This window comes from Sphingomonas aracearum (genome assembly GCF_003345355.1).
Lineage (GTDB): Bacteria > Pseudomonadota > Alphaproteobacteria > Sphingomonadales > Sphingomonadaceae > Sphingomonas > Sphingomonas aracearum.
Genome location: NZ_QQNB01000005.1, coordinates 120,457 through 144,330 on the forward strand (window position 1 = coordinate 120,457; position 23,874 = coordinate 144,330).

Consider the following 23,874-nt stretch of genomic DNA (forward strand, 5'->3'; position numbering starts at 1 on the left):
GTCGATCATCGTCAGGAGTCCTATTTTCATGAATCGTATCCTCGCGGCCATGCTGGCCGCAGCGTCTTGCGCCACGATGGCGCAGGCGCAGGTCGGACCGTCCGCGCCTGTTGCGCAGGATGCGCCGGTCTACACGCTTGACCAAGCGGTCAGTGCAGCGGGCGGTTCGGCCCCTGCTGCGGAAGCGGCGACAGCTGGAATCGACGCGGCCCGTGCAGGTCGCACAGTCGCCGGCTTGCGGCCCAATCCGGTGGTTCAAGGCCAAGTCGAGAATGTCATCGGCTCCGGGCCGTATCGGGGGGTCCGCAGCGCGGAAACCACGGTCGGCTTTGCGATCCCGATCGAGCTAGGCGGCAAGCGCGGCGCCCGCGTCGCGGTCGCCAATGCGCAATTGTCCCGGGCCGAGATCCAGGCCGCGATCATCGCGGCGGATGTCCGGCTTCAGGTAACGCAGCTCTATGTCGAAGCGGTCGCGGCCGATCGCCGGGTAATGACAGCCCGCGATCAGGCCCGGATCGCCAGCGATGCGCTGCGGGCCGCGAGCGTTCGCGTGCAGGCAGGGCGGGCATCGCCACTCGAGCAACAGCGCGCGGATGTCGCGCGTATCAATGCCGACGCCAATGTGGAACGGCAGCTTCGCTTGGCCGAGGCGGCCCGCGCCAATCTGGCGCGTCGGATCGGACGGCCGATCGACGGCCTGCTCGATGACACGCTGCTCGATCGCCTTCCCGGTGTGAACGTCTATGGGCCGTTGGCACCGGTCAACACGACCGGCACACTCGCGCTGGCGGCAGCCAACGCGGATTTCTCCATTGCCGAAGCCGGCGTGCGGCTCGCGCGCGCCAATCGCGTGCCTGACCTGAACGTCGGGCCGTCGATCCGCCGCCTGGAAGCGACCAACGACATGGCGGCGGTGTTCAGCGTGTCGATCCCGATCCCGGTGTTCAACAATGGTCGCGCCGCGATTGCGCAGGCGACCGCGCAGCGGACCCAGGCGGATGCGCAGCGCCGCGTGACCGCGCTCGACATCGAACAGGCGATCACGGACGCGCAGGCGCAGGCGGCCAATGCCGCAACGACGGCTCGTGCGGCGTCGGGGCCGGCGCTGGCGGCTGCACAGGAGGCCGCCCGCATCGCGCGGATCGGCTATCGCGAGGGCAAGTTCGGCCAGCTCGAATTGCTCGATGCTGAACGCACGCTCGCCGAAACGCGGGTCGCCGCGATCGACGCGCTTGCCAATTACCAGAATGCCCGCGCGCAAGTGGAGCGACTGACCGCTCCTGCGCCCAATGGGGGGAATCAGTGATGAAGAGCTTTTATCTCGCGGGCGCGGCGTCGCTCGCCCTGCTCTTGGCTGCCTGCGGCGGCAAGGATGGCGGAAACGAGGCAACTGCCGAAGGCGCAGCTGCCAATGAGACGGCAGCGGGCACGGAAAAGGGCGGTGCTGAAGGCGGTCATGCCGGTGAAGGCGTTGTCACATTGGGTGCCGACCAGATCGCCACAGCGGGCGTCCAGGTCGGACGGCCGATCATCGGCGGGGCCGGGACGATCGAGCTGCCCGCGATCATCGAGGGCGACCCACAGGGAACGCAGGTCGTCTCGGCCGCAATTGCGGGACGCGTGGTCGCGCTCACCCGTAACCTCGGCCAATCGGTCGGACGCGGCCAGACCATTGCTGTCATCGAAAGCCGCGAGGCGGCGCAGATCAAGGGCGAGGTCGAGGCGGCGCGGGCGCGGCTTCAGCTCGCTAATTCGAACCTCGCGCGCGAACAGCGGCTGTTCGCGCAGAGAGTCTCCCCTGAACAGGATCTGATCGCCGCCCGCACAGCGGCGACGGAGGCGCGGATCGCCCTGACGCAGGCGCAGAGCATGGTTTCGGCGGCGGGTGTCGGCGGCGGCGGGCTCAACCGGCTCGGCATTGCCGCGCCGATCTCGGGCCAGATCATTGCGCGCCCCGTGACGCTGGGACAAACGGTCGCGGCGGATGCCGAACTCTATCGCATCGCCAACCTGAGCCAGGTGTCGATCGCGCTTAATCTCAAGCCCGAGGATGCGGGCCGGGTGCGTCCCGGCAATACGGTGCTGGTGAAGGCGGCAGGCCGTCAGGCGACCGCCCGCGTGACCTTCGTGTCGCCGGCGCTTGATCCGCAGACGCGGCTCGTGCCGGCGCTCGCCACGCTCGACAATCGCGGTGGCGAATGGCGGGTCGGCGAGCCTGTGACGGCAGCCGTGCAGCTCACGGGCAGCGGCGGGAGCGGGGCGGTCCGCGTGCCGACGACGGCGGTCCAGAGTTTCGAGGGCAAGTCGGTCGTGTTCGTGCGCACGCCCACCGGCTTCAAGGCGACCCCGGTCCAGCTCGGCGATGCGTCGGGCGACACGGTGATCGTCCGGTCGGGCCTGACCGGCAACGAACAGATCGCCACCACCGGAAGTTTCACGCTCAAGGCCGAGATCGGCAAGGGCGAAGCGAGCCACGAGGATTAAGCCATGATCGCCCGTATCGTAACCTGGGCGGTCGAGAAGCGCTGGCTAGTCCTGCTCCTCACCGTCATCGTCGCCGCCATCGGCGCCTTTTCCCTCTACCGGCTACCGATCGACGCGGTGCCGGACATCACCAACAATCAGGTCCAGATCAACGTCCGCGCGCCTGCCCTCTCGCCCGAGCTGGTCGAGAAGCAGGTGTCGTTTCCAATCGAAACCGCGCTCGCCGGCACCCCCGGCCTGGAATATACGCGCTCGTTGAGCCGCAACGGCTTCGCGCAGATCACAGCGGTCTTTTCGGACGCGACGGACATCTATTTCGCCCGCCAGCAGGTGGGCGAGCGTCTGCGGGGCGTGCAAGAGAATCTGCCCGACGGCGTGAACCCTGAAATGGGTCCGATCGCGACAGGCCTGGGCGAGGTGTACATGTACACCGTTCGTCTCGATCATCGCGAGGACGACAAGCACAAGCCCGGTGAACCGGGCCAACAGCCCGATGGCAGCTACATCACGCCAGAGGGCGAGCGACTGACGACCGAAGAGGACAAGGCGACCTACCTGCGCACCGCGCAGGACTGGATCGTGACGCCGCTTCTGAAGACCACACCGGGCCTCGCCGGTGTCGACTCGATTGGCGGTTACGCCAAGCAGTTCCTCGTCGTGCCCGACGTGCAGAAGCTGGCCTCGCTCGGCATCACGCTGACGGACCTGGGAAATGCGCTGGAGCGCAATAACACCAGCGTCGGCGGTGGCTTCGTCAATCGCAATGGCGAAGGTCTGGCTGTTCGCTCGGATGCGCTCGTTCGCAATGCCAGCGAGTTGGCCAGGACCGTGATCGCGACACGTAACGGCGTGCCGATCACGGTCGAACAAGTTGCGACTGTGAAGACGGGTCAGGCGATCCGCATGGGTTCGGCATCGGAGAACGGTACCGAAGTCGTCGTCGGCACGGCGATCATGCGGATCGGCGAGAACAGCCGCATCGTGTCGACCGCGGTCGCTGAGAAACTGAAGACGATCAACGCTTCGCTGCCTCCTGACGTCGTAATTCAGCCGGTGCTGAACCGCACCGAGCTAGTCAATTCGACGATCAAGACGGTCGCGAAAAACCTGTCCGAAGGCGCGGTGCTGGTCATCGTCGTGCTCTTCCTGCTGCTCGGCAACTTCCGTGCGGCCCTGATCGCGGCGCTGGTCATCCCGATTACCATGATGCTGACCGGCTTCGGGATGCTGCGTGCCGGTGTCTCCGCCAATCTGATGAGCCTCGGCGCCTTGGACTTCGGTCTGATTGTCGATGGCGCTGTCATCATCGTCGAAAACGCGCTGCGCCGGCTTGCCGAGCAACAGCATCATGAAGGACGATTGCTCAGCGTCAAGGAACGGCTCGCGACCGTGGCTTCCGCTGCGCGTGAGATGATCCGTCCCTCGGTGTACGGGCAGGCGATCATCATCCTTGTCTATGTGCCGCTGCTCACGTTGACCGGCGTGGAGGGCAAGACGTTCGTGCCGATGGCGCTCACCGTCATCATCGCGCTCGCCTTCGCCTTCATCCTCTCTCTCACCTTCGTGCCGGCGATGATCGCGATCTGGCTATCGAAGAAGGTTGAGGAGAAGGACGGCCGCATTATCACGTGGCTGAAGAAGCGCTACGAACCTGGTCTTGATCGGGCGATGAAGCGTCCGACCGTGACGATCGGGGCGGGTGTCGCGAGCCTTGTGGTGGCGGCGCTGGCCTTCACCACGCTCGGCTCGGTGTTCCTGCCGCAGCTCGATGAAGGCGATTTGCTGATCCAGTCGCTCCGTATTCCGGCGACGTCGGTCCAGCAGAGCCAGGCGATGCAGGTGCCGATCGAGCGAATGATGTCGAAGCAGCCGGAGGTGCAGTTCGTCTATTCCAAGACGGGCACCGCCGAGCTGGCGGCCGACCCGATGCCGCCGAACGCAACCGACATGTTCGTTATCCTGAAGCCGCGCAAGGATTGGCCGAATCCTGAGCTTCCCAAGGAGGAGCTGGTGAGCCGGATCGAGGGTAAGCTCGCGAAGATCCCGGGCAATGCCTACGAGATCACCCAGCCCATCCAGATGCGCTTCAATGAGCTGATCGCCGGCGTGCGCGGTGACATCGCGGTGAAGGTGTTCGGGGACGACTTCAACCAGATGAACCGGACGGCCGAGCAAATCGCTGCGACGCTGCGTAAGACGCAGGGTGCCGCGGACGTGAAAGTCGAGCAAACGACAGGTCTTCCCATGCTCGACATCCGCGTCAATCGTGACGCGATGGCGCGCCTGGGCGTCACGGCGCAAGACGTGCAGGACACCGTGACTGCCACGATCGGCGGGCGGACCTCGGGCCAGATCTTCGAGGGCGATCGTCGCTTCCCGGTGGTGATCCGCCTGTCTGAGGCGCAGCGCGCCGACATCGGCCTGCTCCAGCAGGTGCAGGTGCCGGTCGCAGGCGGCGGCTATGTGCCGCTGTCCAGCGTCGCCGAGATCAAGGTGGTCGACGGTCCCAACCAGATCAGCCGCGAGAACGGCAAACGGCGCGTGGTGGTGCAAGCCAACGTGCGTGGCCGCGACGTCGGATCGGTGGTTGCGGATGCGCAGGCAGCGATCGCCAGCCAGGTTCGGCTGCCTGCCGGTACCTATCTCGAATGGGGCGGCCAATTCGAAAACCTGCAATCGGCAAGCGAGCGGCTGAAGCTGGTTATTCCGGCCTGCTTCATCCTGATCCTGTTGCTGCTCTATGGCGCATTGGGATCGGTCCGCGATGCCGCGATCGTCTTCACCGGCGTGCCCTTCGCGCTGGTGGGCGGTGTCCTGCTGCTCTTCTTGCGAGGCATGGACTTTTCGATTTCGGCGGCGGTGGGCTTCATCGCCCTGTCGGGCATCGCGGTCCTCAACGGCCTCGTGATGGTCAGCTCGATCCAGGATCTGATCCGGTCGGGGCTATCGCGCGAAGAGGCGGCCCATGTCGGCGCAATGCAGCGTCTGCGGCCTGTCGTCATGACCGCGCTTGTCGCCAGCCTCGGCTTCGTGCCGATGGCGCTTGGCGAGGGCGCGGGCGCGGAGGTGCAGAAGCCCTTGGCGACCGTCGTCATCGGCGGCCTGATCTCGGCGACGCTGCTGACGCTGTTCGTTCTGCCGACGCTCTATGCCCGGTTCGGGCAGAAAGTGATCGAGAATCCCGAGCACTACAATGAGGAGCATGAAGGGGACGACCACGGTCAGACCTTCGTGAACAACTTGGCCTGATGGGTGAGCGGGGCGGTCCGCGATCGCCCCGCTCATCTCTGGGAGATGGGGATATGCCTCGCACCATAACCAGCTCAATGCTTCACGGCGGGCCACTGCGGATCTGGTCGGCGATCACCGATCCGGATCATCGTCGGGCTTGGAGTCCGCTCGCATTCCTCGACAACCCGTGCCTGCTTGGCGAGACGGAATGTACCTTCGCGATCCAGGGCATCACCCGGCCAATTCGGACGCCGGCCCGGGTCGATCAATTCGATAAGCCGCACGCCTTCGCTTGGTCCTGCGGCATCCCTTATCTGTTCACGCTCGAAGAGCGGTACGAGCTGGCAGGGGACGATGGTGGCACCAGGCTAACACATAGCTGCACGCTGCGCGGGGCGCTCTCTCTGCCGTTCGCGGCGATGATGTTGCGCCGCCTGCGGTCCCTGATGATCGAGGCCGACGACCGCCTCGCAACCTATCTGCGCTGGCGGGTGGGTCAGCCTGCCCGTGAGATCAATCGTCAGCGCGTCCCCTCCCGCTACAGGAGGAAGGCGCGATGATGCCTGGGATCCGGGTACTACCCGCCCTCATCCTCGTTGCCGGGTTGGCAGCTTGCTCGGAAAGCAAGCCGCCGGCTCCCCCAACGGAGCAAGAAATCCATTCGTCCGACAGCGCTGTGGCGACTGGGGAAATGGGGCGACACCCCTATCGCTGTTCCGACCGGGAACCGCTGTTCGTCGATTTCAAGGACAACGGCCTGCAGATCGATTTGCGGCGTTCTGGCAGCGGGACGCCCGTGACACTGACCGCTCCAGCGCAGGGCCTCCAGTATGTCGGCGAGACGGCCACCGCGACCTTCAAAGGAACGCAGCTCACCATCGTGGAAGGCGATGGCCGGACCCGGACCTGCGAACGGGAGGGCGCCAGATGAACCGTCCTGTCTTCCGACACGTCGCGCTGCAACGGGAGAGAAGCGATGTCTGACACGTCGATCTCGAATGTGATGGTCATTCGCGCCGAAGTGATCGCGCGAAGCCGCGCTTTGCGCGAGGCACAGCCGACGGCACCGCCCGGCGTGACGCCCACCGCTCCGGCGTCGAACTTCGCCGACACCCTCAATGCCGTGGTCGCGAAGGTCAACGAGACCCAGGAGCAAGAGGATGTCGTCACGGAAGCATATGAGCGTGGCGAAACCACCGACATTGCAACCGTCGCGCTCATCCAGAGCCGCGCATCCATAACTTTCGAAGCGACCCTGCAAGTCCGGAACAAGCTGCTGTCCGCTTATCGGGACATCATGAACATGCCGATTGGATAACGATCGCAAAGGGATTTAGGGCAAAGTTGATATGATTGTTGGCGCGAGACCACGGTTTAGGCAGATCATTGTCGAGGTTTGGAAGCCGCTCACGATCTTGTTCGTGTGGGACGTAGCCGTGACGGCATTCCACATAATGACCCCGATTAAGGAACCGCCTTTGCCGACGGCGCTTTTCGGCACTGCCATCGCGCTCTTCATGGGGTTCCGCACCAACGCTGCTTATGCTCGCTGGTGGGAAGCGCGAACCCTTTGGGGCGCGCTCATCAATGCGTCGCGCAGCCTGGCCCGGATCACGCGCAGCCTGACCAAGGGGGAACCCGAGGGCAGTGAGATGCGGCACAACATCATTCTGCGGCAGATCGCCTTTGCGCACTCGATGCGCTGCCAGCTTCGCCGACAGTCGCCCTATGAAGAGATTGCTCGGGTCGCCGGAACGGACGTCGCCGATATGGCGGTCGGTCGCCTGAACCCTGCCAACGCGCTCTTGGAAGACATATCGGGCATCTACGCCGACGCGCTCGCGGAAGGTCGGACCACTGAGATCCAGCAGGCAACTGTCGAGCGCGTCCTGATCGACATCGCCAATGCCCAAGGCGGCATGGAGCGGATCAAGAACACGCCGCTGCCTAATGGCTTTAGGTTCTTCCCGAACCTTTTCACGCGCGTGTTCTGCGTGCTGCTCCCGATCGCGCTGGTCGAATCTCTGGGCCTTGCCACGCCGATCGGATCGACGCTGATCGGACTCGTCTTCCTCGCGGTGCTGAGCATCGGCGAGGATCTGACCGATCCGTTCGCCAATAGCGTCCACGATGTCCCACTCACGGCCATGTGCCGCACGATCGAGATCGACCTTCTTCAGACGGCGGGACTGCCAGCCCCTGAGCCGCTGACGCCCGATCACGGCGTGCTGTGGTGAGTGCGGTGCGCGCTTTGCGTTACCTGCCTTGCCTGACAGCCGCGCGCATCGGCGCCGTTCTGTTCGCGGGTATGGTCGCCGGAGCGTGCAATCCCGCGCCGAGCGAACCTGTCGAGCCGGCGCATGAAACGCATCTGACGCCCCGATTGATCGCGCAACGCATCATGTATTGCGACGACGGATCGCGCGCCGATGTCGACTTCATCGACGACGGCCTGAAGATGGCTGTCACCTGGCTGCCCAACGGCAGGACCGAGATCCTGCACGCGCAACGAACGGGCGATGAGTTTCGCGGCGACCGGTCGCGGGCAGTCGTGGCGGGTGGGTCGATCGCCTTCACGCAGGGCGGGAAGATCCGCGTCTGTCACCGAACCCCGGAGGGATCATAGCATATGCAAGCATTGCTCTACACGCTTGCGCCTGTGCTGGCGGTCGTGCTCGGCGCGATCATTGCGAGCCGCACCAAGTTGAATCCTGGCCTCGTGGCGGGCCTACAGCATCTCGCCGCCGGCGTCGTGTTTGCGGCGGCAGCGACCGAAATCCTGCCGCAGGTCAAGCATGAGGCTTCGCCCAGCGCGACGCTGATCGGTGGGGCGGCGGGTGTCGCGACGATGTTGGGGCTCAAGGCTTTCGAGGCCCGCTTCAAGGGACCGATGGCGTTGCTGGCGGCGATCGGCATCGACATTCTGGTTGATGGCCTGGTGCTCGGCCTCGCGTTCGTCGCGGGCGAGAAGGCAGGGTTCCTGCTGACGATCGCGCTTACGCTCGAAGTGCTCTTCCTGGGTCTGACGCTGACCGACGAGCTGGCGGAAACCTATCGCTCGCGCCTGCGCATCATCGTGATCGTTTCGGCATTGGCGTTGCTGCTGCCGATCGGCGCGCTCGCGGCCGTTCCTGTCGCCACGCTTTCGCCGGTAATGGTCGCTGGCTTCCTGAGCTTTGGTCTGATGGCGCTGCTCTATCTCGTCACGGAGGAGTTGCTGGTCGAGGCGCACGAGAAGCCTGACACCCCGCTCATCAGCTCGATGTTCTTCGTGGGGTTCCTCGCCCTGCTGACGCTTGAGGAGATCATGGGATGATCCCGAACAATGACAATAATGGCGGGCGAGAGCGTCGTACGCTCTGGATTGTCCTGCTGCTGAATGCGGCAATCGCGGCTGGCTTCTTTATTTCCGGCTTCTTCGCGGATTCGAGCGCGCTGATCGCCAACGGCGTCGACAACCTGTCGGATACCGCCGTGTACGCGCTGAGCCTCGTGGCGCTCACCCGGGGCGAGACATGGAAGACGCGAGCGGCGACGGCCTCCGGCGTCATGCTGCTGATCTTCGCGGGCGGCATCCTGATCGACGTTGGCCGGCGCTACCTTCAGGGCAGCGAGCCGATCGGACCGACCATGATGGTCATGTCGGCGATCGCTGGCGTCGTGAACTACCTGTGCCTGCGGCTGCTCCAGCGGCTCAAGGATCCGGACGTCAACCTTCGGGCCGCCACCACCTTCAGCTTCAATGACTTCATTTCCAATGGCGGCATCCTGATCGCCGGCGTGCTGGTGCTGTGGCTGGGCACCAACTGGCCGGACCTGCTGGTCGGCTTCGCCACTGCCATCATCGCCATCAAGGGCGGTGTCGAAATCCTGCGCGACGCGCGCGCCGAAACCAAGAAAAGGGAAAGGAGGTCGTCATGAACGACAAGCTCGAACTCGATATTCCGGTCCTGCTGCCCGACCTTCCTGACGCGGCCGACGCTTGTCTGGACCGTCTCGTGTCGACCCTGTCGAAACGCGAAGGCGTCGAGCGGGCCCATGTGATCTGCGTCGACGGCGACACGCCGGCGGCGCTGTGCATCCATTTTGACGCCGCCAAACTGCCGCTGCCCCGCTTGCGCGAAATGGTGCGCGCCGCTGGTGCCGAAATCACCGAACGCTACGGTCATGCGATCTGGCAGGTGACGGGTATCAATCACGCGCGCCGGGCGCGGACCGTCAGCGATGCGCTGTGCGCCTTGCCCGGCGTCGTCCAGGCAAGCGCCAGCACCAGCGGCTCGGTTCGGGTCGAGTATGATCGCCGGGAGACCACCGAAGAGGAGGTCCGCGCCGCACTTCGCAAGCTGAAGGTCGGTGTAGGCAAGCGGGTCGCGGCTGACGACCATGCTGGCCATGACCACGGGCCGGGTGGCCACGGCGCGGACGAGGAGAAGCACGGTCCTGGCGATGGCCACGACCATAGCCATGCCGAGTTTCTTGGCCCCAACACCGAGCTGATCTTCGCGCTCGCCTGCGGCGCACTGCTGGGGATCGGCTATGCGATCGAGAGGCTGGTTGCCGGCGTACCGGAGTGGCTGCCCACCGCCTGCTATGTCGCGGCCTATTTCTTCGGCGGATTCTTCACGCTGCGCGAGGCGATCGACAACCTTCGGATGAAGAAGTTCGAGATCGACACGCTGATGTTGGTCGCTGCCGCCGGCGCCGCGGCGCTGGGCGCATGGGCCGAAGGCGCGCTGCTGCTGTTCCTGTTCAGCCTTGGCCATGCGCTTGAGCATTACGCGATGGGCCGCGCCAAGAAGGCGATCGAGGCGCTGGCGAAGCTCGCGCCCGAAACCGCGACCGTGCGACGCGACGGGCAGACCAGCGAAATCCCGGTCGAGCAGATGGTCGTCGGGGACATTGCCATCGTCCGCCCGAACGAGCGCCTGCCTGCTGACGGCTTCGTCATCAAAGGCACCAGCGCGATCAACCAGGCCCCGGTGACGGGTGAAAGCATCCCGGTCGACAAGGTGCCGGTCGCCGATGCCGCAGCGGCGCGGGCAAAGCCTGATGCAGTGGACGCGGAAAGCCGGGTTTTTGCCGGTACAATCAACGGCGGCGGCGCGATCGAGATCGAGGTGACACGCCGTTCCAATGAAAGCGCGCTTGCTAAGGTCGTGAAGATGGTGAGCGAAGCGGAGACGCAGAAGTCGCCGACGCAGCGCTTCACCGATCGGTTTGAGCGGATCTTCGTACCTGCTGTCCTGATCCTGTCGGTGCTCCTGCTATTCGCATGGGTGGTCGTCGACGAGCCGTTCCGCGACAGCTTCTATCGCGCGATGGCGGTGTTGGTGGCGGCAAGCCCGTGCGCGCTCGCAATCGCAACGCCGAGTGCCGTCCTGTCGGGCGTTGCCCGTGCAGCGCGGGGCGGCGTGCTCGTGAAGGGCGGTGCACCACTCGAAAACCTCGGGTCGCTCAAAGCGATCGCTTTCGACAAGACGGGCACGCTGACCGAAGGTCGTCCGCGCATCACTGATGTCGTGCCCGTCGATGGTGCCGATGAAGGCGAGCTGCTGGCGCTGGCCGTCGCCGTCGAAGCGTTGAGCGACCATCCTCTGGCCCAAGCGATCGTCAAGGACGGCCGCGAACGTTTGAACGATCGTGCCGAGCCGATTGCCGGCGACCTCAAAAGCCTGACCGGTCGGGGCGTCACCGCGAGCGTGGATGGCAAGACGGTGTGGATCGGCAAGGCCGAGATGTTCGGGAAGGAAGGTATTCCGGCGCTGGGGCAGGGGGCGCAGGACGCGATCGCGAAGCTGCGCGAGAACGGCCGCACGACGATGGTCGTCCGCAAGGGAGATCGCGACCTGGGTGCGATCGGCCTGATGGATACACCCCGCGAAGCTGCCAAGACCGCGCTGCGCCGGCTGCACGAGATGGGCGTGTCGCGGATGATAATGATCTCGGGCGATCACCAGAAAGTCGCCGAAGCGATCGCCAACGAAGTCGGGATCGATGAAGCGTGGGGCGACCTCATGCCTGAAGACAAGGTTGCCGCGATCAAGAAACTCGCCGGCGAAGATAAGGTCGCGATGGTGGGCGACGGCGTGAACGACGCGCCAGCGATGGCAAGCGCCACAGTCGGCATCGCGATGGGCGCGGCGGGGTCGGATGTTGCATTAGAGACAGCCGACGTTGCCCTGATGGCTGACGATCTGGCGCACCTGCCATTCGCGGTGGGCCTTAGTCGGCATACCCGTGGAATCATCCGGCAGAATGTCTTTGTCAGCTTGGGTGTCGTCGCCTTCCTAGTGCCTGCCACCATCCTCGGTCTCGGGATTGGGCCGGCGGTAGCGGTTCATGAGGGATCGACACTGCTCGTCGTCATCAATGCGCTCAGGCTGCTCGCCTACCGCGATCCGGCGACTAACGCTGCTTGAGGGCGCGCATCTAACATGGCGACCCTGCTGAATTGCCTATTGCAAATTGCATTCAGCTCTGGAGTAATCACAATGCAAAAGATTTCTCTATTTGCATTACTTATTATCTTCACCATCAATGTAGCATGCTCGCCTTCTATATTAACTGAGCGCATAAATACCAGCAAATATCCCAACATGGTCATTTCATCAGAAATACATGCGAAGGGAAATGGCATTAAGCTTATTGGTGACGTTCGTCACTCTATCGGACACTATCCGACTCACGGATATATGAGAGCTTGCGCCACGTGGTCCTCCGGAAATCGCGAATGCAAAGAGCGTTTTATATTGATGGTTGATGGTCCCCGTCGACGGGAAATCGGATTCTCGTTCACGTTCAACAAGTCGCCTTATGAATTGGTGAGTATGAAATTAGACTTTATTGGACCCGAAAAATCTCGGTCCAAATGAAGTCTATTGATCTGCTGACGGGCTCGGGGACGAACGAATCTAATCGAACGATATGAGGGCTGAAGCGGAGAGAGGCCTGAAGGAAAGGGAGTGTAGAATCGTGACTGAGAGAAAAGGACCGCCCTTGAAGGCGACGTTCCGGAACGCTGCCGGATCTCTCGGTCAATCCGGACGGCGCAACAGCAATCAACGTGACCAGAAGAGGGGTGGACAGACATGTTTCAGAGCTCTTGGGGGGAGATAACCACTCATATCGTCAGCCTCGCCGTGGCCTATGCGCTCGCTTTTCCTGTTGGCTGGGATCGCGAGAAGGACGCCCGCAGCGCAGGCATCCGCACATTCCCGTTGGTTGCCATCGCCAGTTGCGGCTTCGTGCTGGTGGGCATCGCGATCCTCGGCCGCACGTCTCCAGCGCAAGCCAGGTTGCTCGAAGGTCTGATTACGGGCGTCGGCTTCATTGGAGGCGGCGCGATCCTGAAAAAGGGCGGCAAGGCGTCAGGCACGGCGACGGCGGCCAGTCTGTGGGCGACTGGGGCGCTCGGCGCGGCCGTGGGCTACGGCCTATACGACATCGCCTTCATCCTGAGCGCCACCACCTTCCTCACCCTGCGCTGTTCTCGTCCGCTCAAGCGCGCCACCAATGGCAACGTCGGCACCTCGGCGAGCCCATGACGACCTCTTGGGCGAGCCGATGGATGTGGCCTGCGCGACCCCTTACCCGGCGCCGGGCACCGGCGAGGACCACCGCGGCGCGGGACCGCCAACATCGCTTGCTGCGCTGGGCGACACTGCTGGAGCGCGATCCCCACCAGATCATCGGTCTGCTGTCCCCCTCTTGGGCGTGCGGTGACGCGCGCGGCGCGATGGTCGATCGGCTGAGCGCGATCGATGTCGCATGGAACGACGTGGTGCTGCGGGTGATGGGGTCGGCGGGACGACCGCGCGGTGACGCGAAATCGTTCTTCGGGTTGTCGGATGCCGAGCTGGATCGGATCGTAGCCGGTTCGTGGCGGTGTCCGGTCCGACCCGCTTGGCAGGTCGCCGCGCGGATCAGCAACGTGGAATGTCCGCGCCTGGAAAATAGGATCGTCGGGTCGGTCGTCGCCCTTCTGCTCGTGATTTGCGCGATCTCCTATTGGATCTTCTGACGAGGCTGGTTTGTGTTTGACATCATAACATCGATCCTCGCGTCACTCGGCGGCTTTGGCGTTTTCCTGTTGATGCTGGCCGAGAACGTCTTTCCGCCGATCCCGTCGGAAGTGATCCTGCCACTTGCCGGCTACACCGCTGCGCAGGGGCGCGGCTCACTGTGGGTGGTCGCGATCGCTGGCACCCTCGGCTCGGCTGCAGGGGCGGTGCTGTGGTACTATGTCGGCCGTTGGATCGGCATCGATCGATTGAAGCGCTTTGCTGCCCGTCACGGCCGATGGCTGACGTTGACGCCCGTTGAGGTCGATCATGTCGACCGCTGGTTCGACCGCTACGGTCGTCGGGCGGTTCTGTTCGGGCGCATGGTTCCGGGGGTCAGGACCCTGATTTCAGTACCCGCAGGGGTCAGCGGGATGCCCCTCGGCCCGTTCTTGGTTTCGACGCTCGCCGGCTCGGCCATATGGACCGTTATCCTCGTGCTGGCGGGCTATGAGTTGGGCGAGCGCTATAGCCAGGTGGCGAGCGTCATCGAACCGATCAGCAACGCCGTGCTCGCGCTGGCTGCCATCTGGTATCTTTGGCGGGTCGCGATGTTCGGGCGATCAAGGGATGGCCATTAATGGCTGGCCTACGGCCGATGTTTCCTGCCGGCCTTTGGCTCATGGCAGCTTCGATGCTTATCCGCATCACACGTTTCGCTCGTGCCTTTCGCCTGATCTCCCCAACTAACGCGATCGTTCTTATCAGGTGGGTTGGAAGGCTTCACCGCAGCGGATTTCAATCATGGCGTCGCAACGGAGGAAAGTGGCGTTGGGCCGGGATATGGAGAGGATCAACATAATGGGAAACAGTAAGTAGCGGGTGCTCATCACCGCTGAACCCTTCTCGCCCTTGCGGACGCAGCCGCCCGTCGCAAGCGCCTGCACGAGGGTCGGCCAGTGCGGCGAGGGTGCCGCTGACGGAGTTTTGCGAGTTCACGTCTGACAAGCACGACTTGGGCGACGGCAAACGGCCGCTGACGACCCCAACACGTTCGTAGACTCGATCCACCCCAAGGCGATAATTACGATCCTCGATCCCGAGGACATCAATACGTGGCTGCACGGTACCTATGACGAGATCGTCGCCCTGCAGAAGCCCTATGACCCCGCCAGGATGACGGTACGCGGGCCGGTCTTTCCGACCCGACGCCCCGAACGCTAAGGCGAAGCCTAACGGCTCCGATCCTTGCCACGATCCGGGGGCGGCGTGCTCCGGTCGGGCGGCGGGGCGGACGCCCCTTCGAGCGCGGCCCCGATCTTGATCCGGTCGGCGACAAGCTGGCGAGTGGATTCCCCGACCGTGTTGACCATGCGCGCGCTTTCGCCGCGCTCGCGCGCCTTCTGCATGGCGTCGTCGACGATCGTCTGGGCGGGCGCGAGACGTGGGTCGGCGTGGTTCTTCTCGGCCGTGTTCTTCAGGAACAGCTCGGCGAGCCGCTCCTGACCTGGTGAAGCCCCAGGCGGTAGGATCGGCCGCTCCAGCGAGCGAACCACGCGCTGGAGCTGCGCTGGCTGCTGCGAATTGATCTGGACGCCGAGAGCCGCGCCGATCTCGCGGACGCGCTCAAGCGGGGTCTGCTGCGGGGTGATGACCGCATCGACCTGACGCACGCCAAGATAGGTGAGAAGGTGTGACTGGTAGATCGGGCCTTTGGCGTGGCGGACATAGGCCAGCTCGGTGCGGGCGTTGGCGATGACCGGGGAGGAGGCGCCTTCTCGAATGAGGCTGCGTAGCCGGTCGGCCGCCTGCTGGCGGGCGCCGGGAGATAGCGATCCAGTTCCTCGCGGGCCTTGGTCAGCGTCACCCGGTAGCGCTGCCCTTCGGGCGGCGCACGTTGAGGCAGCAAGGCTATCCCGGCGGGACCGATCCGCGCTTCGGGCGCAAGGTCGCGACGGATCGCCGCCTCGGCGAGCACCGCGGCCATAGGCCGATGATCGCCGGTGAGGAAGCCATGCCGGGACGCGTCCATCCACGCGGTCTTGTCGATCGAGGCGATCCTGATGGGATGGCCGGCATCGCGGGCGAGCTGCGCCGCGTGGTGGCGCATCGTCCGCCCGTTTCCCTCGCGGAAAGGGTGGATGGCATTGATCTCGTTGATGTGGTTGCCGAGCCGGTCGAAAAACTCGTCGCGGGCGAGGCCCTTCAGCGCATCGCCCGCCCGCGTATCGGCAAACCGCTTATCGAGCTCGCGCGCGATGTAAGGCACGTGCGCGAAACTGGAGCCGCCCTTGGCGATATTGACGGTGCGATCCTGACCCGCCCAGTCGTAAAGGTCCTGGAAGAGGTGCCGATGTAGGGCGCGATAGCCGTCCGCCGTCGCTGGAAAGGTGAGGCGCGCGGCTTCTGCGCCGCGCGCCAAGGTCAACCTCCGCTCGGCCTCCATGAGGGTCTTGTCGTCCGTGATCCCAAGCCGGTTCCGGAGCGTGTCCGTACCGGGGTAGGTGTAGGGATCGTCTGCCAAGGTCAGGCCGCGATCTGGTGGGTTCCTGGCTTGTAGAGGCCGAGGATGATGGACGGCATGAGCGAAGGGGGAACACCCTCATCGAGCATCATGGCGAACATGGCATCTTCGTCACCGGTCGGCGTCATGTCCTCGATGACGAGGTTGGCGCGCGCCTCTGCTACGTCCTCGCGCCACAACGCGATCTGCTCGGGGGTGCCGCGTTGGAAGTCCATGGAGCGGATGCGCTCGCGCAGCGTGTCGAGATTGATCTGGGCCATCGCGTCATCCTTTCGCCGTTAACCCTACGCGCTCCCTCGCGATTTCTCAACAAATCACGTTGGCGAAGGTCCGTTTCGGCAGGGTTGATCCGCGCTCAATCGAGCGCGGATCGCTACGCCATAGGCGTTAGTATTCGCTGGCCAGCATGATCGTCAGCACCCGTTTAGTCTGCTCGGAATTCCACGGAGCGTCACTGCCGTAGGTGAGGCTCGTGTCGTAATAGTCGATCTTCCAGAACACCGTCTGCACGATCGCCTTTGCATCGTCGGGCGGTCCTGCGTCCACGCGCCGCTTGCGAGTTTATAGACCGCGCCGAAATCGTGCTCACCATAAGGGGCGTTGTCGCCGTCAAACTTCGTGAACCGGGTGATCGCGAACAGCGCGGCGAAACGGTCCAGCTCGGAGAGTGCCTGGAACCCCATCGTAACGTTGGCGAGGCTCGCGAGGCCGGGGTGGGTACGCGCCGCGTCGTTGAGGCGCCGGATGGTGTCGATTTGCTCGGGGGTCGGCATCGGGTGATCCTCCTTGTTGGCATGGGCCGCAAGGCCGCTCGGCCTCACGGCCCTGCCTGTCCGGCGAGGACGGGATGGGGAGGGGGAGCGAGAATCTTGGGAAGCTGGCGCGGGCGAGCCGCCCTAGCGCGGCCGGGGCTTCACCCCGGGTGCCGCGCTTGGCGGATTACACGGGCGGCAAGATTGTCGTTCGGGAACGAAAGGGCGGCGCCCTTGGCGTTCCCCGCGGCGTCTGCCGCCAACAAACGAGCCCGCCTCGGCGGCCATCATGGTGCCGGTCGCCAATCCGGGATCGCGCGGGTATTCACACGATCTGATTTGGGAGAACACCATGAACAATGCCGAACTCGCCGAAACGCTGGTTGCCAATCACGCCTTGAGCAAAGCCGACGCCCGTAAGGCGGTGGATGGCCTGCTGGCGGCGATCGTCGCGGCCGCGGCGAAGGGGGAGGAAGTATCCTTGTCCGGCTTCGGCAAGTTCAAGATCAAGGATAGCCCGGCGCGCGAGGGCCGCAATCCCTCGAACGGCGAGACCATCCAGATTGCCGCCTCGAAGAAGCTGACGTTCGTGCCGGCCAAGGCGGTCAAGGACGCGCTGAACGGCTGAGCCGTATGTGGCTGCGTGATCTGCGCAGCCACCTTCGCCAGCATACATTTTCTGCTTTCGTTCCGCCCGGTCCTGACTCATAGAATCGTCATGCCGATCATGCCGGAACATCGCTGGCTCTACCCGATCGACTGGCCCGAACTGTCGAAGCTGATCCGGTTTGGCCGAGCTGGAGGGCGGTGCGAGCATTGCCGGCGGCCGCATGGGGCACGTGTCTTCCACCTCGGCGATGGCCGCTGGTGGGATGCCGATCGCCGGCAGTGGCGTGATGGGCGAGGGCGTCGCATCCGTGTGGCAGGCGCAAATGTCGCCGAAGCGGTTAGGCTGACGCGGGTCTATATCGCCTGCGCACACCTCAACCACGACCCGACCGATAATGGGCCGCGCAATCTCGCTGCGCTCTGCCAGCGCTGCCACATGATCCACGATGGGGCCGAACATCGTCGGCGCCGCTGGTACAATGCGTATCGACGTCGCGCGCTGGGAGATCTGCTGGCGATGCTCGACGACCGGGCAGCGTTGCCGATCACAGGTGTACCACGTGGCACACCTGTGCGTCTCACCGCCTGAGTGCGAAGTCACGAGAAGTCACTTTCGGAGCAACAGCCTAGCCTTCCTCCACATATCCGCTATGCTGGATATATGGAAAGCGAGTCGGCGATTGTGGCATTGGGGGCCTTGGCGCAGGGCACGCGCCTGGACGTGTTTCGTCTGCTGGTCCGGCACGAGCCTGCCGGCTTGGCGGCGGGGGAGATCGCCCGACAGCTCGATGTGCCGCAGAACACGATGTCGGCGCATCTGGGTATCCTGGCCCGTGCCGGCCTCGTCCGCTCCGAACGGCACAGCCGCTCGATCATCTACCGCGCCGACCTCGGCGGGCTGCGCGCGCTGACGCTGTTCCTGGTCAAGGATTGCTGTGCCGGCAACGCCGAATTGTGCGTCCCGCTCGTCGCCGAACTCGCCCCCTGCTGCTGAAAGGAAGCCCCATGAGCCGGACTGACTCGGCCGTCGATATCGTCATCTACCACAATCCTGAGTGCGGCACGTCGCGCAACGCGCTTGCCATGATCCGCAATGCCGGCATCGAACCGCACGTGGTCGAATATCTGAAGACCCCGCCCTCGCGCGCGATGCTGGTCGAGCTGATCGAGCGGGCGGGCATCTCGCCGCGCGACCTCTTGCGGGAGAAGGGCACACCCTATGCGGAGCTGGGGCTCGGCGACACTTCGCTGTCCGACGAGGCGCTGGTGGACGCGATGATGGCGCACCCGATCCTCATCAACCGCCCGCTGGTCGTCTCGCCCCTGGGCGTGAAGCTCTGCCGCCCGTCCGAAGCCGTCCTCGATCTGCTGCCGAGCAGGCAGCTCGGCGCCTTCGCCAAGGAGGACGGCGAACAGGTGGTGGACGCGTTCGGCGAGCGGGTTGGCTGAGCCCATGTCGACGATCGCCCCCGTCGCCGGACCTGCGCCGGCGCGCCCCGGCATCGGCACCTTCGAGCGATACCTGACGCTCTGGGTGGCGCTCTGCATCGTTGCCGGCATCGGCCTGGGGCACCTTTTGCCCGGCCTGTTCGCGCGCATCGCCTCGGCCGAGGTCGCGCGCGTCAATCTCATCGTCGCGGTACTGATCTGGCTGATGATCGTGCCGATGCTGCTCAAGATCGACTTCGGCGCGCTCGGGTCGATCCGCCAGCATTGGAAGGGGGTGGGCGTCACGCTGTTCATCAACTGGGCGGTGAAGCCCTTCTCGATGGCAGCACTGGGCACATTGTTCATCGGTTGGCTGTTCGCGCCGCTCCTGCCCGCAGGGGAGGGGCCGTCCTACATCGCCGGCCTGATCCTGCTCGCTGCGGCACCGTGCACCGCCATGGTGTTCGTATGGTCGAACCTGTGCGAGGGCGAGCCGACCTATACGCTGTCCCAGGTCGCGCTGAACGACGTCATCATGGTGTTTCTGTTTGCGCCGCTCGTCGGGCTGCTGCTCGGCGTTGCCTCGGTGACGGTGCCGTGGGACACGCTACTGATCTCGGTGCTGCTCTACATCGTCGTGCCGGTCATCGCCGCCCAGCTCGTTCGCCGGGCCGTGCTGGCAAACGGCGGACAGTCAGCGCTCGACCGGCTGCTCGGTCGCCTCGGCCCGGTATCGCTCGTTTCGCTGCTGGCGACGCTCGTCCTGCTGTTCGGCTTTCAGGGTGAGGCGATCGTGGCGCAGCCGCTGGTGATCGCGCTGCTCGCGGTGCCGATCCTCATCCAGGTCTATTTCAATGCAGGGCTAGCCTACTGGCTGTCGCGCCGCTTCGGCGTTGCATGGTGCGTGGCGGCGCCTGCGGCGCTGATCGGCGCGTCCAACTTCTTCGAATTGGCCGTCGCGGCCGCCATCTCGCTGTTCGGGCTCACGTCGGGCGCGGCGCTGGCGACGGTCGTGGGCGTGCTGGTCGAGGTGCCGGTGATGCTGTCGGTCGTCTCGATCGTGAAGGCGTCGCGGGGCTGGTACGAGCGCGGTGCGCGCGCGTGACCGGCCTCCGCGTCACGTGTCTCGCGCCGGGCGCGCTGGATGATCTGGCCGGCGCGCTGGCAGCCGCCAAGCTGCCGACCGCCGACCTCGCCGAACCCGGCCGCGCCTTCGTCCGCTTCGACGACGACGCTGGGTTGGTCGGGTTCGGCGGGATCGAGGGCGAAGGGTCGGACCGCCTGCTCCGCTCGCTGGTTGTCGTGGCCGATCACCGGGGCGCCGGCATCGGCCGCGCGATGCTGGCGCTGCTCGAGGGCGAGGCGCGCCGGCTCGGCGTCGAGCGGCTCCGCCTTCTGACCAACACCGCAGCGCCGTTCTTTCGGGTGAACGGCTATGCCGGGGCCGATCGCGCTGCGGCACCGCCCACGGTTGCCGCCTCGCGCGAGTTCACCGCGCTCTGCCCGGCGTCGGCCACCTATCTCGTGAAAGCTCTTTGATGCCGCTCCGTACGCTTGCCGATCCCGACCTCCTGCCGGCACTCGATCCAGCCTACATCCGCGCGCGGCCCGCGTCGGGGCTCGGACCGCTGGAGCCGGCCCCCCGGATACTTCTGCTTTACGGCAGCTTGCGCGAGCGCTCCTTCTCGCGGCTCGCCACGGAGGAAGCGGCGCGCCTGCTGCAATCCTTCGGCGCGGAAACGCGGATCTTCGATCCCTCGACGCTGCCGCTCCCCGACCAGGTGGCAGGCGACGATCATCCGGCCGTTCACGAGCTGCGCGAACTGGCGATGTGGTCGGAGGGCCAGGTCTGGTGCAGCCCGGAGCGGCACGGCCAGATCACCGGCATCATGAAGGCGCAGATCGATCACCTTCCGCTCGAGATGAAGGGCATGCGTCCGACCCAGGGCCGCACGCTCGCGGTCATGCAGGTGTCGGGCGGATCGCAATCCTTCAACGCGGTCAATACGCTGCGCCTGCTCGGCCGCTGGATGCGCATGTTCACGATCCCGAACCAGTCCTCGGTAGCAATGGCGTACAAGGAGTTCGACGAGGCCGGACGCATGAAGCCGTCAAGCTATTATGACCGCATCGTCGACGTGATGGAGGAGCTGGTCCGCTTCATCGTGCTGCTCCGGCCGCACACGACGCAGCTCGTCGACCGCTATTCGGAGCGCAAGCAAGCCGGGGTGGCGGTCAATCCGGCTTTGGACCCATCGGCGATCGCGATCGGCGCATCGAGCGCCCGGGCATGATGGCGACGCGGCCCGCTTTCCCCTCGAAGGTAGGGCGGCCGTCAGCCGCCCGTTGCCGCGCGCGGGCCGAAGAAGATGATCGCTGCTCCGACAAGGCAGACTGCCGCGCCGATTAGATCCCAGCGATCGGGCTTGGTACCCTCCGCGATCCAGAGCCACAACACGGCCGACAGGATGTAGACGCCCCCATACGCCGCATAGGATCGGCCAGCCTGATCGGACGCCGGTAAGGTGAGCAGATAGGCGAATAGACAAAGGGACAGGATGCCGGGCGCGACCCACCAGGGCGACTTGCCGAGCCTGAGCCACGCCCAGAACGCGAAACAGCCGGCGATCTCCGCCAAGGCGGCGCCGAAGAATGCAAAAGCGGTCATGGGGGCTTATATCTCAGCACGCTGCGCTCACCGGAAGTTGAGAAGTTGTCCACGGCGCTGCCCGACCTCGTGTTAGGCGGCGCTACGCGGGCTGAAAGGGGAACGGGCGCGCCGGCCCTACAAAGGCCGAGTCATCGCGCCGGGGCGACTCTTCCCCTCAAGGTTGACGCTGGTGGCATGCCGACCACGGCAGTGGCGCTATGGACGCTGACAGCGCATCGGAGCAGGCAGAGTGTGCCACGTGGCACACCTTTGCTGGCCCTGGTGGCCTGATCCGACGAGCGACGCGGCCCAGCCTCGTCATGGACGGTCAATCGTGGTAAAAGGCGGTCATCGCCGACCAAGGCCCGAGCATGTCGGCGGCTGAGAGCAACTGGAAAGCTCCCGCTTCAAGACGGAGCTCTTCCCATGCTCGATTTCGACTATTGCGGGCGCCGCGCGCGCGACGAGCGTGCGATCGCCCTCGCCAGCCCCTGCGCGAAGGCGCGCGCGATCCATTTCGAACTTGCGACGCTCTACGATCGAAGGGCGCAGCAGCCACTCCGCAGTCTTCGCATCCTGGTCGTCGAGGACGAATATCTGATCGCGAGCGAGATCGAGGAAACCCTGGCCGGGAAAGGGGCCGAAATCGTCGGCCCTGCCGGTTGCGTGGAGACGGCCGACGAACTTCTCTCCGCCACGGCGGTGCAGGCGGCGGTCGTCGACCTTCGTCTCGGCGGCGAGATGGCGTTCGATCTGCTCGACCGTCTCGCCGATCGCCGTGTGCCTGCCGTGTTGGTCACCGGCTACGACAGGGAAGCGATCCCTCCGGCCTATCGGGCGCTCCAGCTTATCCAGAAGCCCATTTGCGCGGATGCCCTCACTGAAGCATTAGTGGCTCCTGCCGGCTTGAGGTTCGACAACCTCGATCTTCGTGCTTTCGATGACTTACATTCGGCGCGCGACCTGAACGGTGCAGCTTTTGTTAACAAGAAGGCCGCCCCTTGATGCGTTCAGCATCAGAGGGGACGGCCATGTTAGCGTCCTTATATCTCGTCACGTGAAGACTTGAAAGCCGGCCGTGAACCAATCTGGCTTTCAATCGACCACCTGCCTACTCCGCCTTGGTCGCGATCAGTCCAGCTCCGCTGCCTGCCGCGCTATGGGCTTGAGGAGATCGATACGTTGATCGAGGCGCAGTCGGCCCTTCAGGGCACCGAGACCTCGAACGATCACAGTCCTTCCTGTCCTCGAGTCTTGCACGGGAGCAGGGTTGGGAGCCTGAGTCATCGAACGAGCCTACCACAGTGCCGAGCAATGCTTTTTTCATTGAGCACCTCAGGGCCCCCCAACACAACTGCGCTGACGGTTGGCGCGGCCCGGCCGCGACCGGTCAACAAAAGCACGAAGTCGCGAGCGGTTTGGAGCGTCGCCTAGTATGAGAAAGGCAGCGGCACGCTGCAAGGTTCGTGCTTTCATTGACCGCAGCCAAGCTGGTAACGATCTCGCGTCCGGCGTCGCTCGGCGGCCGGTCGCCAAGGCTACAGCGGGGCGAGCTTATCTCCTCTTTTAGAGCTCGAGAATGATGGATGGCATTACGGACGGGAACGCCTTCGTCGAGCATCAGCGCAAAGAGATCATCGTCGTCCGAAGTCGGCGTCATCCCCTCGATGACGAGATTTGCACGGCTATCAGATATATCAGCACGCCAGAGCGAGACTTGCCGAGGGGTGCCGCGGTCGAACGCCATCACGCGGATCCGCTGACGAAGCCCTTCGATGTTGATCGGGGCCGGATGCCTCTCGTTCATTGAATGTACAGTTTCCACCAAGCCCCGCGGCTCCAGATTCGCTATCCCGCTTAGGGCGTTAAGGGCGCCGCTGCGTTTGATCTACATATCGAATCGAGATCGCTGGTCCCGGCTAAGTGGCGCCCATCCTGAGCTCAGATGCCGACGAGAGCACGGCTGCAGGCTTGCGGCCCCAGGCCATTCAAAAAACACTGCGAACCCAGAAACAGCCTTTGACCAAGGGCGCCTAGTTTAACATAATCTATATTATCGGACTGGCAGATTGTAGGCGCTAAATAGAAATGACACTCCTCCGCTAGATAGAAATGGCACAACGAGTGCCAGCGGGTCGCCGGTGTCATGGCCATCCTCGGCAGCGAGGATGTGCAAGCGATGACGGTGCTGACGAT

General features: G+C 64.5%; 29 protein-coding genes and 2 pseudogenes. 23 read left to right on the forward strand and 8 right to left on the reverse strand.

The genetic code is table 11. The annotated features are described in order from the left end of the window. Nucleotides 1–28 precede the first annotated feature (28 nt). The 15 genes from DVW87_RS17055 (at nucleotide 29) to DVW87_RS17120 (ending at nucleotide 14,356) form a co-directional block, all read left to right on the forward strand. Nucleotides 29–1,306, forward strand: coding sequence for a TolC family protein (locus DVW87_RS17055; RefSeq protein WP_017980803.1), 1,278 nt, complete (start codon nucleotides 29–31; stop codon nucleotides 1,304–1,306). Further along, complete coding sequence (locus DVW87_RS17060) at nucleotides 1,306–2,484, forward strand: efflux RND transporter periplasmic adaptor subunit (protein ID WP_004212877.1); 1,179 nt, start codon at nucleotides 1,306–1,308, stop codon at nucleotides 2,482–2,484. The genes DVW87_RS17055 and DVW87_RS17060 overlap by 1 nt, the downstream gene beginning before the upstream one ends. Before the next feature lie 3 nt (nucleotides 2,485–2,487). After that, complete coding sequence (locus DVW87_RS17065) at nucleotides 2,488–5,733, forward strand: efflux RND transporter permease subunit (protein WP_017980804.1); 3,246 nt, start codon at nucleotides 2,488–2,490, stop codon at nucleotides 5,731–5,733. A gap of 53 nt (nucleotides 5,734–5,786) precedes the next feature. Next, entirely contained in the window at nucleotides 5,787–6,275 is a 489-nt protein-coding gene (locus DVW87_RS17070; RefSeq protein WP_017980805.1) for an SRPBCC family protein, read from the forward strand. Then, nucleotides 6,272–6,646 carry a hypothetical protein gene (locus tag DVW87_RS17075; RefSeq protein ID WP_024310663.1) on the forward strand — a complete coding sequence of 125 codons (375 nt, stop codon included), beginning with the start codon at nucleotides 6,272–6,274 and terminating at the stop codon, nucleotides 6,644–6,646. Before DVW87_RS17070 ends, DVW87_RS17075 begins: the two co-directional genes overlap by 4 nt. Nucleotides 6,647–6,691: 45 nt before the next feature. After that, nucleotides 6,692–7,033: a flagellar hook-basal body complex protein FliE gene (gene fliE, locus DVW87_RS17080; RefSeq protein WP_017980807.1), complete on the forward strand. Its 342-nt coding sequence runs from the start codon at nucleotides 6,692–6,694 to the stop codon at nucleotides 7,031–7,033. A 31-nt stretch (nucleotides 7,034–7,064) separates the two neighbouring features. Beyond that, complete coding sequence (locus DVW87_RS17085) at nucleotides 7,065–7,952, forward strand: bestrophin family protein (protein WP_024310664.1); 888 nt, start codon at nucleotides 7,065–7,067, stop codon at nucleotides 7,950–7,952. Then, entirely contained in the window at nucleotides 7,949–8,341 is a 393-nt protein-coding gene (locus tag DVW87_RS18410) for a hypothetical protein (RefSeq protein ID WP_020486675.1), read from the forward strand. The genes DVW87_RS17085 and DVW87_RS18410 overlap by 4 nt, the downstream gene beginning before the upstream one ends. 3 nt (nucleotides 8,342–8,344) lie before the next feature. Beyond that, nucleotides 8,345–9,031, forward strand: coding sequence for a ZIP family metal transporter (locus DVW87_RS17095; protein WP_017980810.1), 687 nt, complete (start codon nucleotides 8,345–8,347; stop codon nucleotides 9,029–9,031). After that, nucleotides 9,028–9,636, forward strand: a complete 609-nt coding sequence (locus DVW87_RS17100) for a cation efflux transmembrane domain-containing protein (protein ID WP_017980811.1) — start codon at nucleotides 9,028–9,030, stop codon at nucleotides 9,634–9,636. Before DVW87_RS17095 ends, DVW87_RS17100 begins: the two co-directional genes overlap by 4 nt. Beyond that, nucleotides 9,633–12,134 carry a heavy metal translocating P-type ATPase gene (locus DVW87_RS17105; protein WP_017980812.1) on the forward strand — a complete coding sequence of 834 codons (2,502 nt, stop codon included), beginning with the start codon at nucleotides 9,633–9,635 and terminating at the stop codon, nucleotides 12,132–12,134. Before DVW87_RS17100 ends, DVW87_RS17105 begins: the two co-directional genes overlap by 4 nt. A 15-nt stretch (nucleotides 12,135–12,149) precedes the next feature. After that, nucleotides 12,150–12,587 (forward strand): hypothetical protein, encoded by a 438-nt coding sequence (locus tag DVW87_RS17880; RefSeq protein ID WP_147276299.1) that lies wholly within the window; start codon nucleotides 12,150–12,152, stop codon nucleotides 12,585–12,587. A gap of 216 nt (nucleotides 12,588–12,803) precedes the next feature. Continuing rightward, on the forward strand, nucleotides 12,804–13,259 hold the full coding sequence (locus DVW87_RS17110) for an MgtC/SapB family protein (protein WP_017980813.1): 456 nt from the start codon (nucleotides 12,804–12,806) through the stop codon (nucleotides 13,257–13,259). A gap of 98 nt (nucleotides 13,260–13,357) precedes the next feature. After that, a complete protein-coding gene (locus DVW87_RS17115) occupies nucleotides 13,358–13,735 on the forward strand; it encodes a hypothetical protein (RefSeq protein WP_017980814.1) in 378 nt (125 codons plus the stop codon). Nucleotides 13,736–13,747: 12 nt separating this feature from the next. Then, nucleotides 13,748–14,356, forward strand: coding sequence for a DedA family protein (locus tag DVW87_RS17120; RefSeq protein ID WP_017980815.1), 609 nt, complete (start codon nucleotides 13,748–13,750; stop codon nucleotides 14,354–14,356). Between the two features lie 123 nt (nucleotides 14,357–14,479). On the opposite strand, the gene DVW87_RS18415 is transcribed toward DVW87_RS17120, so the two are convergent. The 6 genes and pseudogenes from DVW87_RS18415 to DVW87_RS18650 form a co-directional block, all read right to left on the reverse strand. Next, complete coding sequence (locus DVW87_RS18415) at nucleotides 14,480–14,662, reverse strand: hypothetical protein (RefSeq protein ID WP_026151876.1); 183 nt, start codon at nucleotides 14,660–14,662, stop codon at nucleotides 14,480–14,482. A 285-nt stretch (nucleotides 14,663–14,947) separates the two neighbouring features. Then, nucleotides 14,948–15,388: a hypothetical protein gene (locus tag DVW87_RS18425; RefSeq protein WP_226341947.1), complete on the reverse strand. Its 441-nt coding sequence runs from the start codon at nucleotides 15,386–15,388 to the stop codon at nucleotides 14,948–14,950. A 476-nt stretch (nucleotides 15,389–15,864) separates the two neighbouring features. Further along, nucleotides 15,865–16,161: pseudogene (locus DVW87_RS18430) on the reverse strand (Fic/DOC family protein); the annotation flags it as partial. Between the two features lie 80 nt (nucleotides 16,162–16,241). After that, entirely contained in the window at nucleotides 16,242–16,499 is a 258-nt protein-coding gene (locus tag DVW87_RS17140) for a hypothetical protein (protein ID WP_017980819.1), read from the reverse strand. A 127-nt stretch (nucleotides 16,500–16,626) separates the two neighbouring features. Further along, nucleotides 16,627–16,785, reverse strand: coding sequence for a DUF3768 domain-containing protein (locus DVW87_RS18540; RefSeq protein WP_017980820.1), 159 nt, complete (start codon nucleotides 16,783–16,785; stop codon nucleotides 16,627–16,629). Between the two features lie 77 nt (nucleotides 16,786–16,862). Next, nucleotides 16,863–17,012, reverse strand: a pseudogene (locus tag DVW87_RS18650) (DUF3768 domain-containing protein); the annotation flags it as partial. A 331-nt stretch (nucleotides 17,013–17,343) separates the two neighbouring features. Between DVW87_RS18650 and DVW87_RS17150 the strand changes: the two are divergent. The 7 genes from DVW87_RS17150 to arsH all read left to right on the forward strand — a co-directional run bounded on the left by DVW87_RS17150 (nucleotide 17,344) and on the right by arsH (nucleotide 21,322). Then, on the forward strand, nucleotides 17,344–17,619 hold the full coding sequence (locus tag DVW87_RS17150; RefSeq protein ID WP_024310666.1) for an HU family DNA-binding protein: 276 nt from the start codon (nucleotides 17,344–17,346) through the stop codon (nucleotides 17,617–17,619). 90 nt (nucleotides 17,620–17,709) lie between these two features. Beyond that, nucleotides 17,710–18,189, forward strand: coding sequence for a hypothetical protein (locus DVW87_RS17155; RefSeq protein ID WP_078462361.1), 480 nt, complete (start codon nucleotides 17,710–17,712; stop codon nucleotides 18,187–18,189). Between the two features lie 72 nt (nucleotides 18,190–18,261). Next, on the forward strand, nucleotides 18,262–18,594 hold the full coding sequence (locus DVW87_RS17160) for an ArsR/SmtB family transcription factor (protein WP_017980823.1): 333 nt from the start codon (nucleotides 18,262–18,264) through the stop codon (nucleotides 18,592–18,594). Between the two features lie 11 nt (nucleotides 18,595–18,605). After that, entirely contained in the window at nucleotides 18,606–19,049 is a 444-nt protein-coding gene (arsC, locus tag DVW87_RS17165; RefSeq protein WP_017980824.1) for an arsenate reductase (glutaredoxin), read from the forward strand. A gap of 4 nt (nucleotides 19,050–19,053) precedes the next feature. Beyond that, the gene (gene arsB, locus DVW87_RS17170; protein ID WP_017980825.1) at nucleotides 19,054–20,133 is read left to right on the forward strand and encodes an ACR3 family arsenite efflux transporter; all 1,080 of its coding nucleotides are present in this window, start codon (nucleotides 19,054–19,056) and stop codon (nucleotides 20,131–20,133) included. Next, on the forward strand, nucleotides 20,130–20,567 hold the full coding sequence (gene arsN2 / locus DVW87_RS17175; protein WP_017980826.1) for an arsenic resistance N-acetyltransferase ArsN2: 438 nt from the start codon (nucleotides 20,130–20,132) through the stop codon (nucleotides 20,565–20,567). The genes arsB and arsN2 overlap by 4 nt, the downstream gene beginning before the upstream one ends. After that, nucleotides 20,567–21,322, forward strand: coding sequence for an arsenical resistance protein ArsH (gene arsH, locus DVW87_RS17180; protein WP_017980827.1), 756 nt, complete (start codon nucleotides 20,567–20,569; stop codon nucleotides 21,320–21,322). The genes arsN2 and arsH overlap by 1 nt, the downstream gene beginning before the upstream one ends. 41 nt (nucleotides 21,323–21,363) lie before the next feature. Here arsH and DVW87_RS17185 read toward each other — a convergent pair whose 3' ends face one another. After that, nucleotides 21,364–21,696 carry a YnfA family protein gene (locus DVW87_RS17185; RefSeq protein ID WP_017980828.1) on the reverse strand — a complete coding sequence of 111 codons (333 nt, stop codon included), beginning with the start codon at nucleotides 21,694–21,696 and terminating at the stop codon, nucleotides 21,364–21,366. Between the two features lie 408 nt (nucleotides 21,697–22,104). On the opposite strand from DVW87_RS17185, the gene DVW87_RS17190 reads away from it, so the two are divergent. Then, nucleotides 22,105–22,683, forward strand: coding sequence for a response regulator (locus tag DVW87_RS17190; RefSeq protein ID WP_017980829.1), 579 nt, complete (start codon nucleotides 22,105–22,107; stop codon nucleotides 22,681–22,683). A gap of 385 nt (nucleotides 22,684–23,068) precedes the next feature. Here the strand turns inward: DVW87_RS17190 and DVW87_RS18435 are convergent, their stop codons facing one another. Beyond that, complete coding sequence (locus tag DVW87_RS18435) at nucleotides 23,069–23,485, reverse strand: hypothetical protein (protein WP_226341943.1); 417 nt, start codon at nucleotides 23,483–23,485, stop codon at nucleotides 23,069–23,071. Nucleotides 23,486–23,874 lie beyond the last annotated feature (389 nt).